We start from the raw sequence: 19,469 nt of genomic DNA, 5'->3' as shown, positions 1-19,469 counted from the left end.
ACCAACATCCGGACGTGACAATAGCACACAGTCGTGATACGAGGTAGTACACGCCTGCAATCCGTAGTTTTCGGCCGACGGGGCGGGGAAGGCTTTTGTACGCGCCACCGTAACCGGGAGGCATGAGCCCCGACCGGGCCGTCCTCGAACGCGCCATCGAGCGCGGCGAGGAGGAGGGCGGCAGCGTCGAGTTCAAGGAACGGCTCACCGAGAGTCTGCACGCACGGGACGGCCGCTTCGAGAGTCTGGCCGCCCAACTTCGCCACCGGGTCCTCTCGGGTGACGGCGAGGCCACCTACGTCGTCGGCGTCACCGACGACGGCGGCATCGCGGGCATCGACCCCGACGACTTCTCCGAGTCGATGGATGTCCTCTCGCTTCTGGCCGAGGAGGCCGGCGCGCACATCGAGGAGGTAGAGACGTGGGGCGTGGACGGCGTGGGGGCCGACGGGAACGGCGAGACGAGCGGCATCGTCGGCGTCGCCACCGTCCGCGAAGGCTCGGTCATGGAGGACGACGAACACATCGTCGTCGGCACGGCGGGCCACGTCGACCACGGGAAGTCCACGCTCGTCGGGTCGCTCGTGACCGGCGAGGCCGACGACGGCGAAGGGGGTACGCGGTCGTTCCTCGACGTTCAGCCACACGAAGTCGAGCGTGGCCTGTCGGCGGACCTCTCGTACGGCGTCTACGGCTTCGACGAGGACGGCCCGGTTCGGATGGACAACCCACATCGCAAGGACGACCGTGCTCGCGTCGTGGAGGAGGGCGACCGTCTCGTCTCCTTCGTCGACACGGTGGGCCACGAACCGTGGCTCCGCACCACGATTCGGGGCCTCGTCGGGCAGAAACTCGACTACGGCCTGCTCACCGTCGCGGCCGACGACGGCCCGACGAAGACCACCCGCGAACACTTGGGCATCCTGCTCGCCACCGACCTACCGACCATCGTCGCCATCACCAAGGTCGACCTCGTAGACGAGGACCGGGTTCGGGAGGTCGAACGCGAAGTCGAACGCCTGCTCCGCGAAGTGGACAAGACGCCGCTCCGCGTCGACCGCCACGGCGTCGACGCGGCGATAGAGGAAATAAACGAGACGGTCGTTCCCGTGTTGACCACGAGCGCGGTGACGACGACGGGGCTGGACGAACTGGACGAACTGTTCGAGCACCTGCCCAAGACGGCCGGGGCCGACCGGCGGGACGAGGACTTCTGCATGTACGTCGACCGGACGTACAACGTCACGGGCGTCGGTGCCGTCGCGTCCGGGACGGTCCGCTCCGGGACGGTCGAGGCCGGTGACGACCTGCTGTTGGGGCCGATGCAGGACGGGTCGTTCCGCGAGGTGGAGGTCCGCTCCATCGAGATGCACTACCACCGCGTGGACGAGGCGGAGGCCGGACGCATCGTCGGCATCGCGCTGAAAGGCGTCGCCGAAGTCGACATCGAGCGCGGGATGGTCCTCCTCCCGCGGGACGCCGACCCGGACCCCGTCCGGGAGTTCGAGGCCGAAGTGATGGTGCTGAACCACCCCACCCGCATCGGCAACGGCTACGAACCGGTCGTCCACCTCGAAACAGTCAGCGAGGCGGCCGCGTTCTACCCGGAGGGGGGCCAACTCCTGCCCGGCGATACCGGCCGCGCCCGGGTCCGGTTCAAGTTCCGCCCCTACCACATCGAGGACGGACAGAAGTTCGTCTTCCGCGAGGGGAGTTCGAAGGGCGTCGGCACCGTCACCGACGTGACGCCCGAGTGAATCACTCCCACGGCGGCGGCGTCAACTCTCCGAGCGACCCGAGGAGGTAGTCCGGCGCGGTCATGTGCTGGTTCTCGTCCGAGACGAGGGCGGCTCCGATACCGGCGGCATCGGCACCCCACACGTCCGACTCGACGGAGTTTCCCACGTGGATAACCCGGCGTGGGCGGGCATCGAGGGCGCGGATGGCCTCGTGGAACGGTGCGGGTTCGGGCTTTGGAGCCGTATCGTAGCCGCCGTAGACCACTTCGTCGAAGGCGTCCGCGATGCCCAGCGTCGAGAGCTTCGGGTCCTGTGTCTCGGGGCCGCCGTTGGTGACGAGGCCGAGGGCGTAGCGGTCACGGAGGTACTCGACCGCGTCCACGGCACCGGGGAGCGGCGTCACGTCCCCGTGGTCACGCATCGAGGCGTAGACGGTCGCGAGTTGCCGACCGAGTTTCGGGTCACGGTCCGCACGCTCGGCGAGGGTGGTGAACGCCTCCTCCCGTCGCTCGGCTTTCGTCTCGTCAGTAATTACCTGCACGTACAGTTGCTGGCGGTACTCCTCCGCGGTGAAGAACGGTTCGACCCCCAACTGGTCGAACGACCGCGCTAACAGTTCCGCCGACGACTCGCGGTACTCACAGAGCGTCCCGTCGAGGTCTAGTGTCACCGCCTCGACCGAGTTCATCGATTCGGCCTTTGCAGCCGATGGTGTAAAGCGTTGTGCGGCGGTGCCCCACGCTCGGTCACGCAGTGTAGCCCTCCCCCGTCCGCGTCGCGAGGCCGAACACCACCGCCCAGTCGAGCAAGCGGGCAACGCGCACGGTCCACGTCCCCTCCCAGTCTGCGTGCCGGTTGCGTTCCCACGTTGGTACCACCTCACGGACGCGCTCGAAGGTCTCCGCCGCCGAGAGCGGACCGTCGGCGTCCGCGAGCGCGTCGAGTACCGCCGCGACGCCGAACACGTTGTCACGGAACGGGGCCGCCAGCGCGTCGGGGTCCACCTCGCGTCGCTCGCGCCGGTAGCCCCGGTCGGTCCGCGTCGCGAGACCCAGCGCGTCGAGGAACGGGAGCCACGCGTCGGCGTCCGCGCGAGTGGCCACGTCGGTGCGGTCGACGATGCGCGCACAGCAGTCGTCGGTGGACTCCGGCACCAGCGGAACGGCCGCGTGTGCGTCCCGCAAAACCGCGAGCGCGACCGGTTCGGGGGCCACCTTGTACTTCACAGGCCGAAGCTCTCGGCGAGCAAGTCGTGGTTCACCTCGCCGTACACCTCCGTCGGGCCGCCGACGACGTCGACGGTCACCTGTGCGGGGGCGAACAGCGTCTCGGGCACCTCGTAGAAGTCCCAGTCGGCCTCGGCGAAGATGTCCGCGAAGGGCGTCCCGTACTCGTCCGTCGCCGTCGACGGCACCTCGTCGAAGCGGTCGAACGGTTCGTCGACGACGAGGTGAACGCGGCCGCCGTAGGCCAGCGCGTCGTTGGTTCGGGCGATGGCCTCCTGTTCGTCCGCGCCGACGGGCGCGACGGGCGCGCTCCCGGTGGCCGAGAGGACGTCGAGCGGGTCGTAGCCCAGTTCCGAGAGCCGGAACACCGCGAGTTCCGCGGCCCGTGCGGCCGTCTGGACGCTGCCGGTGATGCTCGCGGCCGAGAACGCGGGCAGGAAGACGCCGCTCTCGGGTACGTCCGCCATCTCGGCGACCTGTTCGACCACGCTCGCGTCCGGGACAGTGTCCGTCTCGACGGCGAGGACGGCGAAGTCGAACTCGTCGCGGTAGCCGACGCGCTGGTATATCTCCTCGGCGGCGACCAGCGCGCGGGCCGGGCCGCTGCCGAGTCCCTCGAACTCCCCGGCGGTGACCTCCCACCCGGCCTTCTGTGAACAGAGCAGGGCCAGCGCGGGGTGGTCGGTCGACAGTTCGACGTGGGTCAGCGGCGCGCTGGCGACTGATTCGAGCGTCGTGCTGACAGTCGAGAGACCAGCGGTCTGTATCTCCGTCAGGAGCAATCCGGCCTCGATGCCGCCGGGGCCGTCGACGCCGAAGTCAAGCACTATCGCTTCGGATTCGAGCGGTCGGACCGCGACGTTCAGTTCGTCGGCGAAGTCGATGGCCTCGTCGACGAGGTCCGTCGCCATCCGGTTGAGACTCTCCATACCCCCGCTTCGACTCGCCTCCTTTTAGACTTGGGCCTCCTATCCCGACGGCGAGACGCCGCCGGTGCCGGACGATTCTCGCCGGATGAGAACCGGCACGACCCTTGAGGTGCCCACTCGCGTACCTCCGACTATGGCCCACACAGCGACGACCGGTGACACGACGCGGGTGTGGATGGTCGAGCGAACGTTCTCCGCGGACTCGCCTCAAATCCTCGTCATCGTCTACGCGACGCCGGACGGGGAGCAGTACCTCCGGAAAGAGCGCGCGTTCAACCGCTTCGGGGGGTCGGCCCCGGACGTGACTGCCGCACTCGACGCGGCAGTCTCCGACCTCGCGCCGGTCGAGGACGCCGAGCGACGCGAGCGGTACGCGGCCGAAGCCGACCGGATGCGGGACCGCCACGACCCGGACGACAGCGTGTGAGTGGCCCGGCTACCCCTCGCGCTCGCTCGTGGCCGGGTGACCGAGTTCACGCTCGACGGCGGCGACTTTCTCGCTCGCCGAAACCTCCCGCGTCCGCTTGTCGTCGACCTTCAGGAATGTACTCACGCGGTCCCCGTCGACCGCCTCGTGGGCGGCCCGCGCGGCGTCGAACAGAGTGGCGGCGTCGGCCGCCTCGATTGTCGTGCCCATCGGCGTCGTCTCGTAGACGACGTCGAAGTCGTCCAAAGCGGCGACGGCGTTCGCCACCTCTTCGGCCATGCTCCCCTGCTGGACCGGTGCGACGCTGAGGAATCCAACGACGGTCATGAGGGACGGTAGGTGACGGGCGGCTAAATTCCCCCGGTCCCGGCGACGGAAACTCGTAGTTCGCTACCTTTTTGCCGCCAGTCGGGGAAGGCACGGGCATGCTGACCGTCCGGGCACCGGCGACGAGCGCGAACCTCGGTAGCGGGTTCGACGTGTTCGGCGTCGCGCTCGAACGCCCGGCGGACGTGGTGCGCGTCGAGAAGGCCGACGAGACCACCATCGAACTCACCGGCGTCGGGAGCCAGTACATCCCCGAGGACCCCGAGAAGAACACCGTCGGGGCCGTCGCGGAGGCACTCGACGCCCCCGCGCGAATCCAAATCGATAAGGGGGTCCGGCCGGCCTCGGGGCTGGGCTCTTCCGCCGCGAGTGCCGCCGCGGCCGCCGTCGGTCTCAACGAACTCTACGACCGCGGTCTCTCCCGGGAAGAGTTGGTTCCCATCGCCGCGGAGGGTGAGGCCGTCGTCTCCGGCGACGCCCACGACGACAACGTCGCCCCGTCCATCATGGGTGGGTTCACCATCGCCACCGACCACGGCGTCTCGAAGGTGGACGCGGACATTCCGCTGGTCGCCTGCCTCCCGGACATCGTCGTCTCGACGCGGGACGCGCGGCGGGTCGTCCCCGACTCCGCCCGCGTCGAGCAGTTGGTCGAGACGGTCGGCTGGGCGGCCACGCTCACCACCGGGATGCACCGTGACGACCCGTCCCTCGTCGGCGAGGGAATGAACGACACCGTCGTCACTCCCGCCCGGGCGAAACTCATCGACGGGTACGACGAGGTCCGCGAGGCTGCACTCGGTGCGGGCGCGACTGGTGTCACGATAAGCGGTGCCGGGCCGACGGTCATCGCGGCCTGCGAGCGACCGGACCGCCGGGATGTCGGGACGGCGATGATAGACGCCTTCGAGCGGTCCGGCGTCGACGCGCGAGTTTACCAGACCAGCATCGGCGACGGGGCGACGCTCTTCTAGTACCGCTGTCGTTCTCCGCTCCCGGTCCACTCGAACGGGGTGTCGGGTGTCGAGTCTTCGCCACCCAGCGGGTCGCTCCACGCGATACAGAGGTTGCCGCCGACGATGCCGACCAACATCCCGAAGACGAGCCCACCGAACGCACCGACCAGCGAGATAATCGAGATGGCGATGCCGGTCACGCCGGCGAGCGTCGAGAGGTCGGGTCGCAGGAGCGCGAACAGTCCGCAAGCGGCGACCATCGCGCCCCAGACGATGCCGAGTGCCGCGTTCCCCATGCCGGCGGTGAGCGGAATCGTCTGCAGGTACAGTGGAATGGCGGCTATCATCACGCCGGAGAGAATCAGGAGGGCCGACCCCGAGAGCGGCCGCTTCGCTCGCATCGCCGCGAGCCCACTCTTGTCCGCGAGCGGGTTCGTAGTCGGCGACGGGGCATCGGACGCGGACGACTCGGACGCCGGACTCGGGGCTGGCTCCTCGTCCGGTTCCCGGAGGTCGCGCAGGTCGGGTGCCTCGATGTCGAGGTCGATTGTCTCCCGAGTGAACCCCGTGTAGAGGCCGGTGAGGGCACCGAACGTCGTGAACGCCACGACGCCCGGAAGGCCGACTTGCGGGAACGCGTCCCACACGGCCGTCCCGGCGACGGCGACGACGCCGAGGGCGACGCCGTACGCGACACCGAGCGCGGTCCCAGCTACACTCTTGGCCGCCGGTGCGAGTTTCGTCGTCCCGACGGGCTTCGAGGCGACGTCTATGATTCGGGAGACGACGGCGACGAACACTGTCCCCAACGCCACACACCCGACGAGCCACACGAGGACGCCCGTGAAAGTTCCCTGTGACCCGACGAGCCACGCCAACCCGCGGAACAGCCAGTTGGCGTTGACGAGGATGTACACCGCGCTCACGATACCGGCGGCGACGATGCCGATATAGCCTGCCGTCTCCCCGTACGGGGCGACGCCCGACACCGTCAGCCAGTTCTCCGGGATGAACGACCGCGACGTGTGGAGCACGCCGTACACCGTCCCCATCACGGTACTGTATATCACGATACCGAAGATGACGGCGAAATCAGCCAGCGGGAAAATCGGGATTTCGACGAACGGGACGTTGCTGTTTAGCAGCAAGAACGCCGGGAAGAGGTAGGCGAAAAGCCCGAACCCGATGACGTTCCCGTAGATTGCACCCGACGCCGTCGCAGTCACCGTGAGCGGCGACTTGTGGAGCAACGGCACCAGCGTCTTCTTGGTGATGACGCTCTCCCGCGACACCATGATGGCCGTGTTCGAGAGGGATTCTATCGACCGCCCCACCCAGACGCCGAACAGCGACCCGAACGTCAGGGTCATCCCGAACCACACCCCCCATGCGACGACCATGCTCTGGGACCCGACGAGCCACCCGAAGTACCGCATCGAGTTCCACCCCTCGATACCGTGGATGAAGGCACCCCCCAGAACGGCACCGACGACGGCCCCGACTAGTGCCGCGACCTGTTCGTTCCGTCCAAACGTGTCTGTTTCGAGTACGCTCATAGTTCCAAACGCCCCGCGAGCCCCCACACGCGCGGCCGTGTTACCCACTGTATACCGAACCGCCTCAAAAGTGTTCTGCACGGACTAGCCGGCGATTTATGTCGGCAGTGTTCTGTCGACGGACCACAGCGCGTCAACCAGCACGCTCCGCCGGCGCGGCCGAGGAGAGGCGCGCCACCACGAGACAGAGAACCCCGCCGCCACCGCCGACGGCGGCCGCTCCGAGCCCCGCGACTTGGACGGCCTGTGTGAACCCGATCGCGGGTGCGGCCACGGCGATGACTGCACCCATCGCTATCGGCGTGAGCGTCGCCGTCACCCGGCCGCCCGCCTCCGCGAGACTGACGAGGCCAGCCCGGAGCGACTGCGGGGCGAGGCCGGTGATGATGCTCCGGTACAGCGACAGCGTGAGGCCGAAGCCGACGCCGGTGACGAGGATGGCGACGCTCGCGACGACGATACCGGGAGCGAACAGGACGCCGGCCAGTCCGACGGCGAGGCAGGCGTTCGCGCCGAGCAAGGGGTAGAACCGTGACGCGAACAGTCCGGTGATGCGACCGGCCTGACTGGCCGCCGCCGCGAAGGAGACGCTGCCGACGGCCGTGAGGAGACCCGCCTGTACCGGCGTCCCGTCGATGAGTTGGACGACGATGATGGAGTTGTACGTGAGAAACGCAATCCAGACGACGACGGGGAGCGTTCGCCCCACGACGAGCGAGAGGACGCGTGGCCGCCGGACTAGTCCGACCAGCGCGCGACTGTACGACTGCTCCGTGCCGCCGTCTGCCGCTTCCGTCGTCGAGTCGACCGCGGTCGGTTCGTCGAACCCGACGTACACGAACGCCGCTATCGGGAACGCCACGGCGTACAAGAGGAAGGGGTACTGCCACGCCGCCGCGACCAGGACCCCGGCGAGCAGCGGGAACGCGGCCTGACTCAGGCCGGAGACGGTAAAGCGAAGCCCCTGCGCCATCGCCTCCCGGGACCCCGCGTACAGGTCACCGATGCTCGTGATGAGCGTCGGCACGATACCCGCGAAGCCGATGCCCTGTAGGAGGCGCAACCCGAGCGCGACGCGGAAGTCCGTCGTGAACGCGATGGCAGTCCCGGTCAGTCCGAACAGCAGGAGCGCGGTGACGAGAATCGGTTTGCGCCCGTACCGGTCCGCGAGGACACCCGCTACCGGGACGATGACGATGCCCGGCGCGGTGAACAGCGAAATCATCAGGCCGACGTTCGCCGCCGTCGTCCCGAACGGTTCGATGAGCGAATCCAGCACCGGCGACAGGAGTGCCGTCCCAACGACCGGGGGAATGTTCGCCAATAGCAACAGTCGGAAATTCCGGTCGTCGAGGACGGCGGCATCGTCGCCGAGGAGGGAGTCGAGTGAAACCACGTGGTTGTCGTCTCGCAACCGTCGGTACCGCTTAAATCACGCGACTGGCACACGTCTCTGTCCCGAACGTTCGGGACAGTCCTCGCCCGTCGCAACCGGCGAGAGTGCCCGCCGTCGCCGGTCACTCCTCGGGTTCGAGGGCCGGCGGGAGGCCGGTGTGTTTGAGTCCGGTCCGGTCCTCGATTTCGAACCGGTACACTTTGACGCCCCGCGACAGCGCGGCACTCTCGAACACGTCCGGCCGCCACGCGGTTTTCAGTGCCTCGTTGGACTCGTCCCACTCCGACTCCGGCACTTCCTCGACGGTTCCCGACAGGAGCGCGCTCTCCCACATGAAACTGGCCGTGGCGTCGTACACGAGGAACGTCGCAGTCTCGGCCCGTTCGGTCAACTCCTCTTTGCGACTGTTCGCCCCGAGGAGGTACACGAAGTACAGACTCGACTCGCCGTCGTACCCGAACGACAGCGGAATCATGTACGGGCCGTTCTCGGACGGGAGTCCGAGGACGCCGACGCGCTGTCCCGACAGGAACCCGTCTATCTCGTCGCCGTCCATCCGCTCTATCCCCGTCGATTCGAGTTCTTCGATGGACATACCTTCGAACTACCACGATCGCGGTGATAAACGAGGGGGAAAATACCAGTTATTGTATATTTTACGGAGGGGTGCCCACTCAGACGCCCGGCACACCGACGGCTCCGAACTCGGTGACGCCCGCGGTTGCGAGGACGTAGAGGACGGCGAGCGTCGCTACCCACGCGACGAGCGCGATACCGCCAGCACTCAGCCAGCCACCGGGGTACCGCCACTTGATGACCGCGAGGTACGAGAGCAGGACGAGTGCCGGGCCGACCAGCGGGATGCCACCGACGAGGAAGCCGACGATGCCCCAGACGAGTGCCCCGATGAGTGCCGTGGTGACGGCGTAGGCGTAGTCGCGCGTCCCGGTGATGACGGTGGCACCGATGTGGATGCCGAGCGCGCCAACGAGGAGACTGACGACGAATACCACGAGGTTATCGACGAGTGCCATACCGACCGTTCGACGAGACGTGTAAAAAACGCGACGGCCACGTCGTCCACACCCGCCGACGGCCCACGCTGTCCGGGGTGGCCGTCGGCGGGTACTGCCGCCCCGTCTACCCGAATATATTCGGATACAGGGATTCGGGCGGGCGGCACCGACGGACGACGTATGAGCGCGATTCCCGGCGACATCGACACGGGGAGTCAGCCGCCGATGACCGTCCCGCTCAGACACTTCCTCGTCGCACTCGCCTTCCTGCTCGCCGGTGCGGTGCTCGGCGGCTTGGACGCCGTCGGCGTCGCGCCCGGGACGCCGCGACTCGCCCACGTCCACCTCCTGCTGGTCGGGTGGGTCTGTCTCACCATCATGGGAGCCATGACGCAGTTCGTCCCGGTGTGGTCCGGGACGGAACTACACTCTAAGCGACTCGCGACCCTCCAGTTGTGGCTCGCCGTCGCCGGTCTGCTCGGTCTCGCTACGGGGTTTCTCACCGGGTGGTTCCGCCTGCTCGCTCCGGCGGGGGGCCTGCTCCTCGCGGGGTTCTGGGTCTTCGCGTACAACGTCGGCCGCACGCTCGCCGGACAGGACGGCTACGACGTGACGGAGCGACACTTCGCGCTCGCGCTCGCGTTCTTCGTGCTGGCGACGGCACTCGGCCACCTCCTCGCAGTCGACGCGGCGTGGCCGCTCCTCACCGGACTCCCGGTCACTCGGGGACGGGTCCTCGGCGCGCACGTCACGCTCGCGCTGTTCGGCGGCGTCCTGACGACGGTCATCGGCGCGCTCTACCAACTCGGGACGATGTTCACGCAGACGGACCTGCACGGCGTCGACACCACCATCCGAACCGTCGAATCGGTCGGCTACCCGGTCGGTGTCCTCGCGCTCTCGGCGGGCCGTCTCGCGGACGTTCTGTGGCTCGCCCGGGGTGGCGGCGTCCTCGTCGTCGTCGCCGTGTTCGGGTTCGCCGTCGTCCTCGCGCGGCGACTCGCCGAGACGCCGGTGGACTGGACGCCGATGCTCTCGCGGTACGTCGTCGCCCTCGGGATGGCCGCGTGGTCGCTCCTGACCGTCGGGCCGTGGTTCCGGGACCCGACTCGCCCGGGCGTGCTGTACGGCGCGCCCGGGACGGCACACCTCCTCGCCGCCGGCGTCGTCGGCTTCGTCGTGCTGGGCACGCTCTATCACATCGTGCCGTTCATCGTCTGGATCCACCGGTACAGCGACCGCATCGGCTTCGAGAGCGTCCCGATGGTCGACGACCTCTACGACGCCCGCCTCGCGGCCGTCGATTTCGTCGCCATCGGTGCCGGGACTGCCCTGCTGGTCGTCGCCGGACTGGTCCCGCTCCCCCCAACCGTGGTCGCCGTCGCCGGTGTCCTCCTCTCGGTCGGTGCCGCCGTCTTCACGCTCAACATGGTGTTGGTGGTCAGGCGGCACGGGTCCCGGTCGGTCGTCGCTATCGTGTTCGACGCGTCGGCCGACGAGACACCAGCGGAGCAGGCGGACGGAGCGACGACGGGCGACCGCTAAATCGCCGCGAGGAGGAGGCCGCTGAGCGTTCCCACCACAGTCTCCCAGACGGAGAACCCGGTCAGCAGTGCCAGCACGGTGTCGGCGGCGAAGAAGGCGAACAAGCCGGCACCGAACAGGTGGGCCTTGCGGACGTTGAACCGGTGGGAGAACTTGTGGAAGAAGACGGCGTTGGCGATACTCACCGGGATGATGGCCGCCATCTCGCCCACCCAGATGGCCGGGTTCGCGCCGTACTGGAGCGCGAGGCTAATCGTCACGAGTTGGGTCTTGTCCCCGAACTCGCCCGTCGCCATCATGGCGAAGATGGGAACGAAACTCCCGAACGACGACGGGAGGCTCCCGACGACGGGGAGTTCGTACTCCTCGACGGCGGCGATGCCGCTCCCGTCGGTGTCTATCGGGTCCTCGCCGGACGCGGGTGCCGACCGGACGAGCAGGACGGCGAAGACGAAAAACAGGATGGCAGTGATGGCGTCGAGGGCCACCGTCGGGAGCGCGCCCCGGAGCGCGTTCCCGAACCAGATTTCGAGCGCGGTCCACCCGGCGAAGGCCGCCCCCGCCGCCGAGACGACGACGACGGGGCTGTACCGCGTCGAGAGGGCGGCGATGAGGAACTGAACCTTCTCGCCCGGCAGTACGGCTAACTGTGCAGTCAGGGCGACGAGCGCGACTTCGAGGAACCCGGTCATGCGCCCGGTTCGGCCGGCTGTCCGGCACTGTCAGTCGCGTCGGCGGGACTCACACCGATGTTCGCGGCGACGGCCGCCGGGAGATGTTGCTCGCCGTCGTCGTGGCGTACGGTGACCATCCCGATGGGTGCCTGCTCGGTGACGACGAGTTCCCGCCCCGGGACGATTCCCGCGTCCGAGAGGTACTGGAGTTCCTCCTCGTCACGGTCACGGACTCGCTCGACGACCACGCGGTCACCCACGGCGAACTCCGAGAGCGGTTGCGCGTCGTCGTCCCCCGGCGGTTCCAGCGTCGCCGCGGGAATCGGGTCGCCGTGCGGGTCGACCCGCGGGTCGTTCAGGGCCTCCGCGATGCGAGCCTCCAGTTCCTCGCTGATGTGGTGTTCCAGCACGTCCGCCTCGTCGTGTACGTCCGTCCACTCGTAGTCCAACTGCTCGACGAGAAACGATTCGAGGAGACGGTGGTGCCGGATGATTTCGACCGCGACCGTCTCGCCTTCCGGGGTCAACTCCACGCCCGCGTACTTCTCTCTGGTCACCAACCCCCTGTCGGCGAGTTTCTCCATCATACTCGTCACCGTCGGGGACGTCACGTCGAGATACTCCGCCACCGCCGAGTTCCCCACCGGCGATTCGCCGTCGCGCTGGAGTTCGTAGACCGCTTTGAGGTAGTCCTCCATCACGTCGCTCAGCATTCGTACGTGGTTTAGACACGTCTAACAAATAAGAGTGTCGTCAGCAAAAAACCGGTGTGGCGACTCGAAGAGCGCAGGCTACCGGTCCGCGAGACTGCAGGAGAACCCGTGTGGAGGGTGGTCAGTTGAACTCGACGGGGAGTTCGATGCGACCGGAGGAGTGGAGGACGGCGGCGACGCCGATGCCGATGAGGACCGCACCGCCGGCGACACCGGCGGCGGGGACGGCCCAGACCGAGAGGGGTGCGTTCACGACTGCTGGGGAGTACGTGGCGAGACTCAGGAAGTCGACGATAAACGCGAGGCCACAGACCAACAGCAACGCACCGAGCAACCAACTCGGGGTCGGCGTCGCGGGTTTATCTCTTACTCGCATAGCCTGTGCTTGCACGTCCGAGGAAATATGTGTTTCTCCCGTGTCGGGCCACGTATCGTGAACACTTTTGCGGTCACTTCCCTGTGTGGTACCCATGGGTCGGACTCGCCGCGAACTGCTTCGTGACGGTGCCCTCGCGCTGTCGGTGGGCCTCGCCGGGTGCCAGTCGTCGCCCTCGGGTGACTCCGCGGACTCGGGCGACGATATCCCGGCTGTCGTCCGCGCCGAACCGGTCGCCAGTGGGTTCGCCGCACCGCTCGGCGTCGAGACGGTCCCCGGCGACGACCGGCGGTTCGTCGTCGACCAGCGTGGCGTCGTCGACGTCTTCGACGGCGACGGCGTCAGGGACCGGTCGTATCTCGACGTGCGGGACCGCCTCGTCTCGCTGAACCCCGGGTACGACGAGCGCGGGTTGCTCGGCCTCGCGTTCCACCCGGACTTCGCCGACAACGGACGGCTCTACGCCCGGTACAGCGCGCCACTGCGGGACGGAATGCCGGAGGGGTTCGACCACACGTTCGTCCTCTCGGAGTTCACGGCCGACGCCGGTGCGGCCCGCGTCGACCCCGGTACCGAGCGGCGGCTGTTGGAGATTCCGGAGCCACAGCGCAACCACAACGCCGGCGCGCTCGCGTTCGGGCCGGACGGGTACCTCTACGTCGCCGTCGGCGACGGCGGTGGCGGCGGCGACGCCGGACCCGGCCACGTCGACGACTGGTACGACGGTACCGACGGCGGCAACGGGCAGGACGTGGAATCGAACTTGCTCGGGAGCGTCCTCCGAATCGACGTGGACCAGCGGGGCGGTGACAGACCGTACGGCGTCCCCGAGGACAACCCGCTCGTCGGGTCGGCCGGACTCGACGAACACTACGCGTGGGGCTTTCGAAACCCGTGGCGTCTCTCCTTCGACGGCACCGACCTGTACGTCGCCGACGTGGGCCAACAGGATTTCGAGGAGGTGAACCGTGTCGTCGCCGGCGGGAACTACGGCTGGAACGTCAGAGAGGGGACACACTGCTACGGCGCGAACTCGTGTCCCGCCGAGACGCCGGACGGCACCCCGCTACGTGACCCGATAATCGAGTACAGCCACGGCGGTGACGGCCCGACCGGTGTGGCGGTTATCGGCGGCTATCGCTACCGCGGGGACGCGATGCCGTCGCTCCGCGGAACGTACGTGTTCGGTGACTACCGACTCTCGGGGACGCTGTTCGTCGCACGGCCCAGCGACGCGGGACTGTGGTCGGTGTCGACCCCCACGCTGGACACGACGGCGGGGCCGGTTCCGTCGAACGCACTCGCCTTCGGCCGTGACAGAGACGGCGAACTGTACCTCTGTACGACGGAGAACAGCGGCCCACGCGGGACCACCGGCCGAGTGTACCGACTCCTCGGCGGTGCTTGAGGGGTCCGCGAGAGTGAGATTCCCCACCGCCCAAACCGTTTTAATCACAGACTGTGAAATATAATGTCATGGCCGTCGACGGCGATGTCGCGTCGCTACTCGAGTACACGCAGGACAAGGTAGTCGTCGTCGACAGAACCGGCGAGTTCGTGTGGGTGAACTCCGCGGCCGACCGGATTCTGGGGTTCGACCCGGACGAACTCGTCGGCGAGTGTGCCTTCGAGTACATTCACCCGGACGACGTGACGAGGGCGCGCGCAGTGTTCGAGCGGGTCATCACTGCCGAGGCGGAGACGACCGAGACGGTCCGCTATCGTCACCGTACCACGGACGGGTCGTGGGTGTGGCTCGAATCGCGCCTCTCGAACCTCCGGAACTCCACGCTCGGTGGCTACGTCGTCAGTTCGCGCGACATCAGCGAGCAGATGAACACGGAAGCACGCCTCACCGAACTCACGCGGACGGTCAACGACGTGCTGTGGATGTTCGACGCCGAGTGGTCGGAACTGCTCTTCATCAATCCGGCCTACGAGGAGGTCTACGGGGGGTCGAGGTTGACACTCCGCGACAACCCGACGGCCTTCCTCGACCGTATTCACCCCGACGACCGCTCGCTCGTCGAGGACGCGATGGCTCGCCTCTCCGCCGGTGAATCCGTCGACGTAGAACACCGGGTGAACCCGGACATGAACTACGACGTGTGGGTCTCGGTGCGGGGTCAGCCCGTCGTCAACGACGGTGACGTGGTCCGCATCGCCGGGTTCAGCCGCGACGTGACCGACCGCCGCGGCCGTCGCCAGCAACTCACGGTGATGGACAACCTCCTCCGGCACAACCTCCGGAACGAGTTGAGTGTCGTCCTCGGTCACGCCGAGATGATAACCAACGGACGCGGTGACGCCACGGCGAGTGCGGAGGCTATCCGGGAGACGTGCGAGACACTCATCGAGACGGCCGAGAAACAGCGACGGATAATCGAACTGCTCACCGACTCCAAGGGGCGGGAACGACTCGACCTGACCGAGACAGTCGTCGACGCCGTCGACACCGTGCGAGAGCGGTTCCCGTCGGCACGTATCGACTTGACCGCCCCCGAGTCGGTGTCGGCGAGTGCACACCACCAGTTCGGCCTCGCGGTCATCGAACTCATCGAGAACGCGATTCAGTGTCATCCCGAGACTGACGGCGAGGTAGAGGTAATCGTTCAGCCGTACCCGGAGGTGGTCGAGGTGTCAGTCCAGGACGCTTGCCCGCCGATTCCCGAGCAAGAGATACAGGTCCTGACCGGCAAGCGAGAGATGGAGGACATCTATCACACCTCGGGACTCGGCCTGTGGCTGGTCTACTGGGTCGTCCACCGCTCGGACGGGACAATTACCTTCGACAGAAGTAGTCCGACTGGCAACACGGTCACGGTGACGCTCTCCCCCTGACGGCGCGGTCAGGTCCTCACTCTGGCCGGGGACGGCTGATGTTCTGCACCCGCCCCTCGCACTCGGGGCACGCGGTGACCCGTTCGTCACTACAGACCCGTGCCCCGCAGTCTACACACTCGTAGAGCTGTTCGTCGGCGTCCTGCGGTGCCGGGTCCGACGGTATTGGCATGACTACACGTCACACACTCTCCGATATAACTGTTGTGACTCTCGACTGAAAGAATCTCTCGATTTCACCACGAGATGCAAACAGTTGGTCACCAACCGCCGGCTCCGTCAGAGGGTTCGCTCGATGTACCGATTGATTCGGCGTGTCTTGTCGGTGTCGAACGTCCACGTCCCAACCCACTCGTTCGGGCCGGTTTCGTAGGCGACGAGTGCCGCGTGGTCCGTCGTCTCGTCGTCCGGGTCGACACAGACGACGAACCACGCGTGCTGGTATTCGTCGGTGTACCCGCCGTGAAGCGACGCGCCGAACTCCCGGGGTGGCACCCAGTCCGGGACGCCGTACATGTGAACCGCCGTGTCGCTGTCCGCGACTTTCGCGTAGACGTTGTAGGTTCCGCGCTCGTCCTCGACCCGTGACGTACGCTGGAACGACGACCGGAGGATACACCCCGACTGTTCCAGCGCGAGTCGCTCGACGTACCGAGAGATGAGGATGAGCGGCATCTTTTCGCTGTTCGACTCGGGGTAGCCACGGAGGTGAAACGGTTCGTCGGTGAGTTCCCGGAGGACGACGGGGGGACGAACCTGTGTCACCGACTGCGCACCCGTGATGTAGAGGTCCGAGTTGACCAGTAGGATGGTTTCCTCGAGTTCGGTGAGCGGCGACGAGGCGACGACTTCACCCCCTCTGAGAAGGACGACAGTGTCGTCTTGCTCGTCGGGTACGTCCGCCTCCTCGACGGCGACCGGTTGGCCGGAGAACAGTTTCTCCAAGGTGTTCTGTATCGGCTCCGGCCGCGTCCGGTTCAGGACGGCGAGTGAGAGGTCCTTCCCGGAACTGTCCGGAATGAACTCTCGAATCGAGTCGGCGGTAGCGGTGGCCATCGAGCATGTGATACGTTCTCGATGCTCAAAAGCGATGTGACGGACTCACTGCTTAATTAGTCCTCACGCACGTCGTGTGGTCCCAACGGCCCGTGTTCGGGACAGACACCGACTATCGGCGTCGCATTGAGACAGCAGGCCCGGCGGTTCGTGGCCACCAGACCCGTCGTGAGGGACGCGCCACACCGCCGACAGTACGGGTCGGCCATGCCAATTCGTCACATCGGGAGCCACCTAAGGCCGTCGCTCTCGGTACCGCCGCGTGACGGAGAACAGGGAACCGAGACGGAGGGGCCGCCCGTGGACTTATGCTCGTCTCCGCGTATGAGTGTGTATGCCACCCACGCTGGTGACCGTGGCTGTCGGCGTCCTCGTCGGCCTCGCGCTTCTCGGTACGGCGTTCGACCGCCGGTCGCTGTTCGCGGTGGTCGGCGTCGCCGCCGTCCCGGACCTCGACGCGGTGGCGAGCCTCTACGTTCCCGGCGTGACCAACGCACTCCTGCACACAGGCTGGATACCTCTCGTCGCGGGGTGTCTCCTCTACTGGGACACCCAGCGGCGCGATACGTCGTGGCTGGCCGACCGCTACGGCTGGCGGGGCGTCCGGGTCGCGTGGGTCGCCGTCGCCGTCTACGCCGTCGCCGGTATCGGCCTCGACCTGTTCAGCCAAGACGCGGTGAATCTCCTCTATCCGGTTCACGACCGCTTCTACTCGCTCGTCGGACGGTTCACAATCTCGACAGGGGACGGCCTCGTTCAGACGTACGTCGAGGTGGGCGGACGACGACTGGTCGCCGTGACGACGCAAGGGACGACCGCCGACTACCACGTCGCCTCGTGGGTGAACCCGACCCCCGGCACCGGGAACCCGCCCGGCGTCGAGCGGCGCGTTCGCCTCCTCGCCTCCGGCTGGCAGGCCGTCGTCGTCGCCGCCGCGGCAGTCGCCACCGCGGTTACACTCGGGAGGGACCGGTAGTGCCCTCTACCGTCGTCCACGTCGGCTTCGGACTGCTGTTGGCCGGGGCACTCTACCGCGGACGGTTCGACCGCCGGTTCCTCGCCGTCCTGCTCGCCGTCGCCGTCCTCACGGACCTCGACGTGTTCGCGGGCTTCCTGTTCCGCGGTGCCCACCGCGCGCTGGGCCACACGCTCCTCGTCCCGCTCGCGGGTGCCGCCCTGCTCGTCTACGACACGCGCGTCCGCCCGGACTCGTGGCTGACGGCGCGGGTCGGGTCGCACGGCGTGAACGCCGCGTGGGCCGTCCTGTTCGCCCACGTGTTCGCGTACGTCCTGCTAGATTACGCCCACTACGACGGGGTGAACCTGTTCTACCCGCTGTTCGACCAGTTCTACCGGCTCGGGGGCGAACTCGCGCTCTCCTCGACGGACGGCCTCGTCCAGACGTTCGTGGAGTTCGCCACGGCCGAGGAGGGCGGGGCCGCGGCGGAGGGCGTCACCGTCGACGTGGGGTCGGTCGGGACGACACAGGACACCCACATCTCGAATCCGGTCCAACCGACCGCGGAGACGGACCCGCAACCGAAACAGGTCGAACGAGTCGCCTACGTCGCAGTCGGCGGCTGGCAACTCTACTTCGCCGCCACCGGCCTGTTCGTCCTCCTCGCCCGGCGGCTACAGGGGGAACGGTCCGATGCCTAGAGGTTCAGTATCTCCCGGGCCTGTTCGGGCGTGGCGACCGGTCGCCCCAGCGTCTCGGCGATGTCCGCGACTCGCTCGACCAGTTGGGCGTTGCTCTGGGCGAGTTCGCCCTCCCGGTAGTAGACGTTGTCTTCCAGTCCGACGCGGACGTGCCCGCCGAAGAGGATGCCCATCGTGGCGAAGGGCAACTGGTGGCGACCGAACCCGAGCGTGTTGAACAGCGCGCCGTCGGGCAGGTTGTCGATGGCGTTGAGGAAGTTCCGCGGCCGCGGCGGGGTGAGCGTCCCCGGCCCGAAGATGAGCGTCCCGTACACCGGGTCCGCCAACTCTCGGCGGTCGAGCAGGCCGTGTACCTCGTTGAGGTGGCCGTCGTTGAATATCTCCATCTCGGGTTTGATGCCCCGCTCGGCCATCTCGTCGTAGACGCGGTTCACGTCCGCGACGGTGTTCTCGGTGGTGAGGTGGTCGTAGCGGTTCAGCGGCCCCATGTCGAGCGACGCCATCTCCGGTGCCGGGTCGGTCCGCAGGGGTTGGAGCCGTGTCTCGATGGGCGCGCCCGTCCCGCCTGTCGAGTGCTGGACGACGATGTTGTCGGTCTGTTCGCGGACGGCGTCTGTCACTTCCTGAAACCGCGCCGTCGAGAAGGCGCGCTCGCCGCTGTCCTGCCGGGCGTGGAGGTGGACGATTGACGCGCCCGCCTGCTCGGCGGCCGCGGCCGCCGCGCCGAGTTCGTCGGGGGTCTCGGGCAGGTTCGGGTTCGCTTCCTTGCCGTGGACGCCGCCAGCCAGTGCCGCGGTGACGATGACCGGGTCGGCGTCGAGATACGACTGGTAACTCATTCCTCGTGTGCGAGGTATATCTCGCAGTCCGTCTCGTGGTTCAACGCGAAGCGGTCGGTACAGATGTCGGCACGCATCGGCTGGACGAACTCCTCGGCGGCCGTGCAGTAGGGGCGTGGCTCGTCGAAGGAACTGCCGTCAGCGTCGGCGCGGTAGTCGAGGTACGGACACGACATACCACCCTCCACGGGGGA

At 67.4% G+C, this 19,469-nt stretch carries 24 protein-coding genes; 8 read left to right on the top strand and 16 right to left on the bottom strand.

Going from position 1 to position 19,469, the window contains the following annotated elements; genetic code table 11:
* Nucleotides 1–122 precede the first annotated feature (122 nt).
* Nucleotides 123–1,757: a GTPBP1 family GTP-binding protein gene (locus tag MUG95_RS02945; RefSeq protein WP_247009584.1), complete on the top strand. Its 1,635-nt coding sequence runs from the start codon at nucleotides 123–125 to the stop codon at nucleotides 1,755–1,757.
* A 1-nt stretch (nucleotide 1,758) separates the two neighbouring features.
* On the opposite strand, the gene MUG95_RS02940 is transcribed toward MUG95_RS02945, so the two are convergent.
* Genes MUG95_RS02940 through mch form a run of 3 tightly spaced genes read right to left on the bottom strand, consistent with a single transcriptional unit; the run spans nucleotide 1,759 to nucleotide 3,894 of the window.
* Nucleotides 1,759–2,427: an HAD family hydrolase gene (locus tag MUG95_RS02940; protein WP_247009583.1), complete on the bottom strand. Its 669-nt coding sequence runs from the start codon at nucleotides 2,425–2,427 to the stop codon at nucleotides 1,759–1,761.
* Between the two features lie 58 nt (nucleotides 2,428–2,485).
* Complete coding sequence (locus MUG95_RS02935) at nucleotides 2,486–2,965, bottom strand: double winged helix-containing putative transcriptional regulator (RefSeq protein ID WP_247009582.1); 480 nt, start codon at nucleotides 2,963–2,965, stop codon at nucleotides 2,486–2,488.
* Nucleotides 2,962–3,894 carry a methenyltetrahydromethanopterin cyclohydrolase gene (gene mch, locus MUG95_RS02930; protein ID WP_247009581.1) on the bottom strand — a complete coding sequence of 311 codons (933 nt, stop codon included), beginning with the start codon at nucleotides 3,892–3,894 and terminating at the stop codon, nucleotides 2,962–2,964. Before mch ends, MUG95_RS02935 begins: the two co-directional genes overlap by 4 nt.
* A gap of 133 nt (nucleotides 3,895–4,027) precedes the next feature.
* Between mch and MUG95_RS02925 the strand changes: the two genes are divergently transcribed.
* Nucleotides 4,028–4,321: a DUF7967 family protein gene (locus tag MUG95_RS02925; protein ID WP_247009580.1), complete on the top strand. Its 294-nt coding sequence runs from the start codon at nucleotides 4,028–4,030 to the stop codon at nucleotides 4,319–4,321.
* Nucleotides 4,322–4,330: 9 nt separating this feature from the next.
* Here the strand turns inward: MUG95_RS02925 and MUG95_RS02920 are convergent, their stop codons facing one another.
* Nucleotides 4,331–4,648 carry a thiamine-binding protein gene (locus MUG95_RS02920; RefSeq protein ID WP_247009579.1) on the bottom strand — a complete coding sequence of 106 codons (318 nt, stop codon included), beginning with the start codon at nucleotides 4,646–4,648 and terminating at the stop codon, nucleotides 4,331–4,333.
* Between the two features lie 98 nt (nucleotides 4,649–4,746).
* Here MUG95_RS02920 and MUG95_RS02915 point away from each other — a divergent pair, with 98 nt between their 5' ends.
* On the top strand, nucleotides 4,747–5,622 hold the full coding sequence (locus MUG95_RS02915) for a homoserine kinase (RefSeq protein WP_247009578.1): 876 nt from the start codon (nucleotides 4,747–4,749) through the stop codon (nucleotides 5,620–5,622).
* Here MUG95_RS02915 and MUG95_RS02910 read toward each other — a convergent pair.
* From MUG95_RS02910 to MUG95_RS02895, 4 genes are all read right to left on the bottom strand, one after another.
* On the bottom strand, nucleotides 5,619–7,160 hold the full coding sequence (locus MUG95_RS02910; protein ID WP_247009577.1) for a DUF6114 domain-containing protein: 1,542 nt from the start codon (nucleotides 7,158–7,160) through the stop codon (nucleotides 5,619–5,621). The two genes, MUG95_RS02915 and MUG95_RS02910, sit on opposite strands and share 4 nt — an antisense overlap.
* A gap of 133 nt (nucleotides 7,161–7,293) precedes the next feature.
* Complete coding sequence (locus tag MUG95_RS02905; RefSeq protein WP_247009576.1) at nucleotides 7,294–8,556, bottom strand: MFS transporter; 1,263 nt, start codon at nucleotides 8,554–8,556, stop codon at nucleotides 7,294–7,296.
* A 121-nt stretch (nucleotides 8,557–8,677) separates the two neighbouring features.
* On the bottom strand, nucleotides 8,678–9,151 hold the full coding sequence (locus tag MUG95_RS02900; RefSeq protein ID WP_247009575.1) for a pyridoxamine 5'-phosphate oxidase family protein: 474 nt from the start codon (nucleotides 9,149–9,151) through the stop codon (nucleotides 8,678–8,680).
* Nucleotides 9,152–9,230: 79 nt separating this feature from the next.
* Complete coding sequence (locus MUG95_RS02895; protein WP_247009574.1) at nucleotides 9,231–9,590, bottom strand: hypothetical protein; 360 nt, start codon at nucleotides 9,588–9,590, stop codon at nucleotides 9,231–9,233.
* 162 nt (nucleotides 9,591–9,752) lie between these two features.
* Here MUG95_RS02895 and MUG95_RS02890 point away from each other — a divergent pair, with 162 nt between their 5' ends.
* Nucleotides 9,753–11,117 (top strand): hypothetical protein, encoded by a 1,365-nt coding sequence (locus MUG95_RS02890; protein ID WP_247009573.1) that lies wholly within the window; start codon nucleotides 9,753–9,755, stop codon nucleotides 11,115–11,117.
* On the opposite strand, the gene MUG95_RS02885 is transcribed toward MUG95_RS02890, so the two are convergent.
* The 3 genes from MUG95_RS02885 to MUG95_RS02875 form a co-directional block, all read right to left on the bottom strand.
* Nucleotides 11,114–11,809, bottom strand: coding sequence for a TMEM165/GDT1 family protein (locus MUG95_RS02885; protein WP_247009572.1), 696 nt, complete (start codon nucleotides 11,807–11,809; stop codon nucleotides 11,114–11,116). The genes MUG95_RS02890 and MUG95_RS02885 overlap by 4 nt on opposite strands.
* Nucleotides 11,806–12,504 carry a metal-dependent transcriptional regulator gene (locus MUG95_RS02880; protein ID WP_247009571.1) on the bottom strand — a complete coding sequence of 233 codons (699 nt, stop codon included), beginning with the start codon at nucleotides 12,502–12,504 and terminating at the stop codon, nucleotides 11,806–11,808. The genes MUG95_RS02885 and MUG95_RS02880 overlap by 4 nt, the downstream gene beginning before the upstream one ends.
* 121 nt (nucleotides 12,505–12,625) lie before the next feature.
* On the bottom strand, nucleotides 12,626–12,880 hold the full coding sequence (locus MUG95_RS02875; protein WP_247009570.1) for a hypothetical protein: 255 nt from the start codon (nucleotides 12,878–12,880) through the stop codon (nucleotides 12,626–12,628).
* Nucleotides 12,881–12,974: 94 nt separating this feature from the next.
* Between MUG95_RS02875 and MUG95_RS02870 the strand changes: the two genes are divergently transcribed.
* Entirely contained in the window at nucleotides 12,975–14,288 is a 1,314-nt protein-coding gene (locus tag MUG95_RS02870; RefSeq protein ID WP_247009569.1) for a PQQ-dependent sugar dehydrogenase, read from the top strand.
* 68 nt (nucleotides 14,289–14,356) lie between these two features.
* Entirely contained in the window at nucleotides 14,357–15,721 is a 1,365-nt protein-coding gene (locus MUG95_RS02865; protein WP_247009568.1) for a PAS domain-containing sensor histidine kinase, read from the top strand.
* A gap of 16 nt (nucleotides 15,722–15,737) precedes the next feature.
* Here the strand turns inward: MUG95_RS02865 and MUG95_RS02860 are convergent, their stop codons facing one another.
* From MUG95_RS02860 to MUG95_RS02850, 3 genes are all read right to left on the bottom strand, one after another.
* Nucleotides 15,738–15,893: a rubrerythrin-like domain-containing protein gene (locus MUG95_RS02860; RefSeq protein WP_247009567.1), complete on the bottom strand. Its 156-nt coding sequence runs from the start codon at nucleotides 15,891–15,893 to the stop codon at nucleotides 15,738–15,740.
* A 107-nt stretch (nucleotides 15,894–16,000) separates the two neighbouring features.
* Nucleotides 16,001–16,777 (bottom strand): DICT sensory domain-containing protein, encoded by a 777-nt coding sequence (locus tag MUG95_RS02855; protein ID WP_247009566.1) that lies wholly within the window; start codon nucleotides 16,775–16,777, stop codon nucleotides 16,001–16,003.
* A gap of 56 nt (nucleotides 16,778–16,833) precedes the next feature.
* Nucleotides 16,834–16,986 carry a hypothetical protein gene (locus MUG95_RS02850; protein ID WP_247009565.1) on the bottom strand — a complete coding sequence of 51 codons (153 nt, stop codon included), beginning with the start codon at nucleotides 16,984–16,986 and terminating at the stop codon, nucleotides 16,834–16,836.
* Between the two features lie 125 nt (nucleotides 16,987–17,111).
* On the opposite strand from MUG95_RS02850, the gene MUG95_RS02845 reads away from it, so the two are divergent.
* Nucleotides 17,112–17,753 carry a hypothetical protein gene (locus tag MUG95_RS02845; RefSeq protein WP_247009564.1) on the top strand — a complete coding sequence of 214 codons (642 nt, stop codon included), beginning with the start codon at nucleotides 17,112–17,114 and terminating at the stop codon, nucleotides 17,751–17,753.
* Nucleotides 17,753–18,436: a metal-dependent hydrolase gene (locus tag MUG95_RS02840; RefSeq protein ID WP_247009563.1), complete on the top strand. Its 684-nt coding sequence runs from the start codon at nucleotides 17,753–17,755 to the stop codon at nucleotides 18,434–18,436. The genes MUG95_RS02845 and MUG95_RS02840 overlap by 1 nt, the downstream gene beginning before the upstream one ends.
* Here the strand turns inward: MUG95_RS02840 and MUG95_RS02835 are convergent.
* On the bottom strand, nucleotides 18,433–19,275 hold the full coding sequence (locus tag MUG95_RS02835; RefSeq protein WP_247009562.1) for a beta-keto acid cleavage family enzyme: 843 nt from the start codon (nucleotides 19,273–19,275) through the stop codon (nucleotides 18,433–18,435). The two genes, MUG95_RS02840 and MUG95_RS02835, sit on opposite strands and share 4 nt — an antisense overlap.
* Nucleotides 19,272–19,451, bottom strand: coding sequence for a hypothetical protein (locus MUG95_RS02830; protein WP_247009561.1), 180 nt, complete (start codon nucleotides 19,449–19,451; stop codon nucleotides 19,272–19,274). Before MUG95_RS02830 ends, MUG95_RS02835 begins: the two co-directional genes overlap by 4 nt.
* Nucleotides 19,452–19,469 lie beyond the last annotated feature (18 nt).

Origin of the sequence: Halorientalis litorea, assembly GCF_023028225.1 — an archaeon.
GTDB classification, from domain to species: domain Archaea; phylum Halobacteriota; class Halobacteria; order Halobacteriales; family Haloarculaceae; genus Halorientalis; species Halorientalis litorea.
The sequence above is the reverse complement of the archived record's forward strand: the minus strand, read 5'-3'. Positions and strand labels throughout refer to the sequence as shown.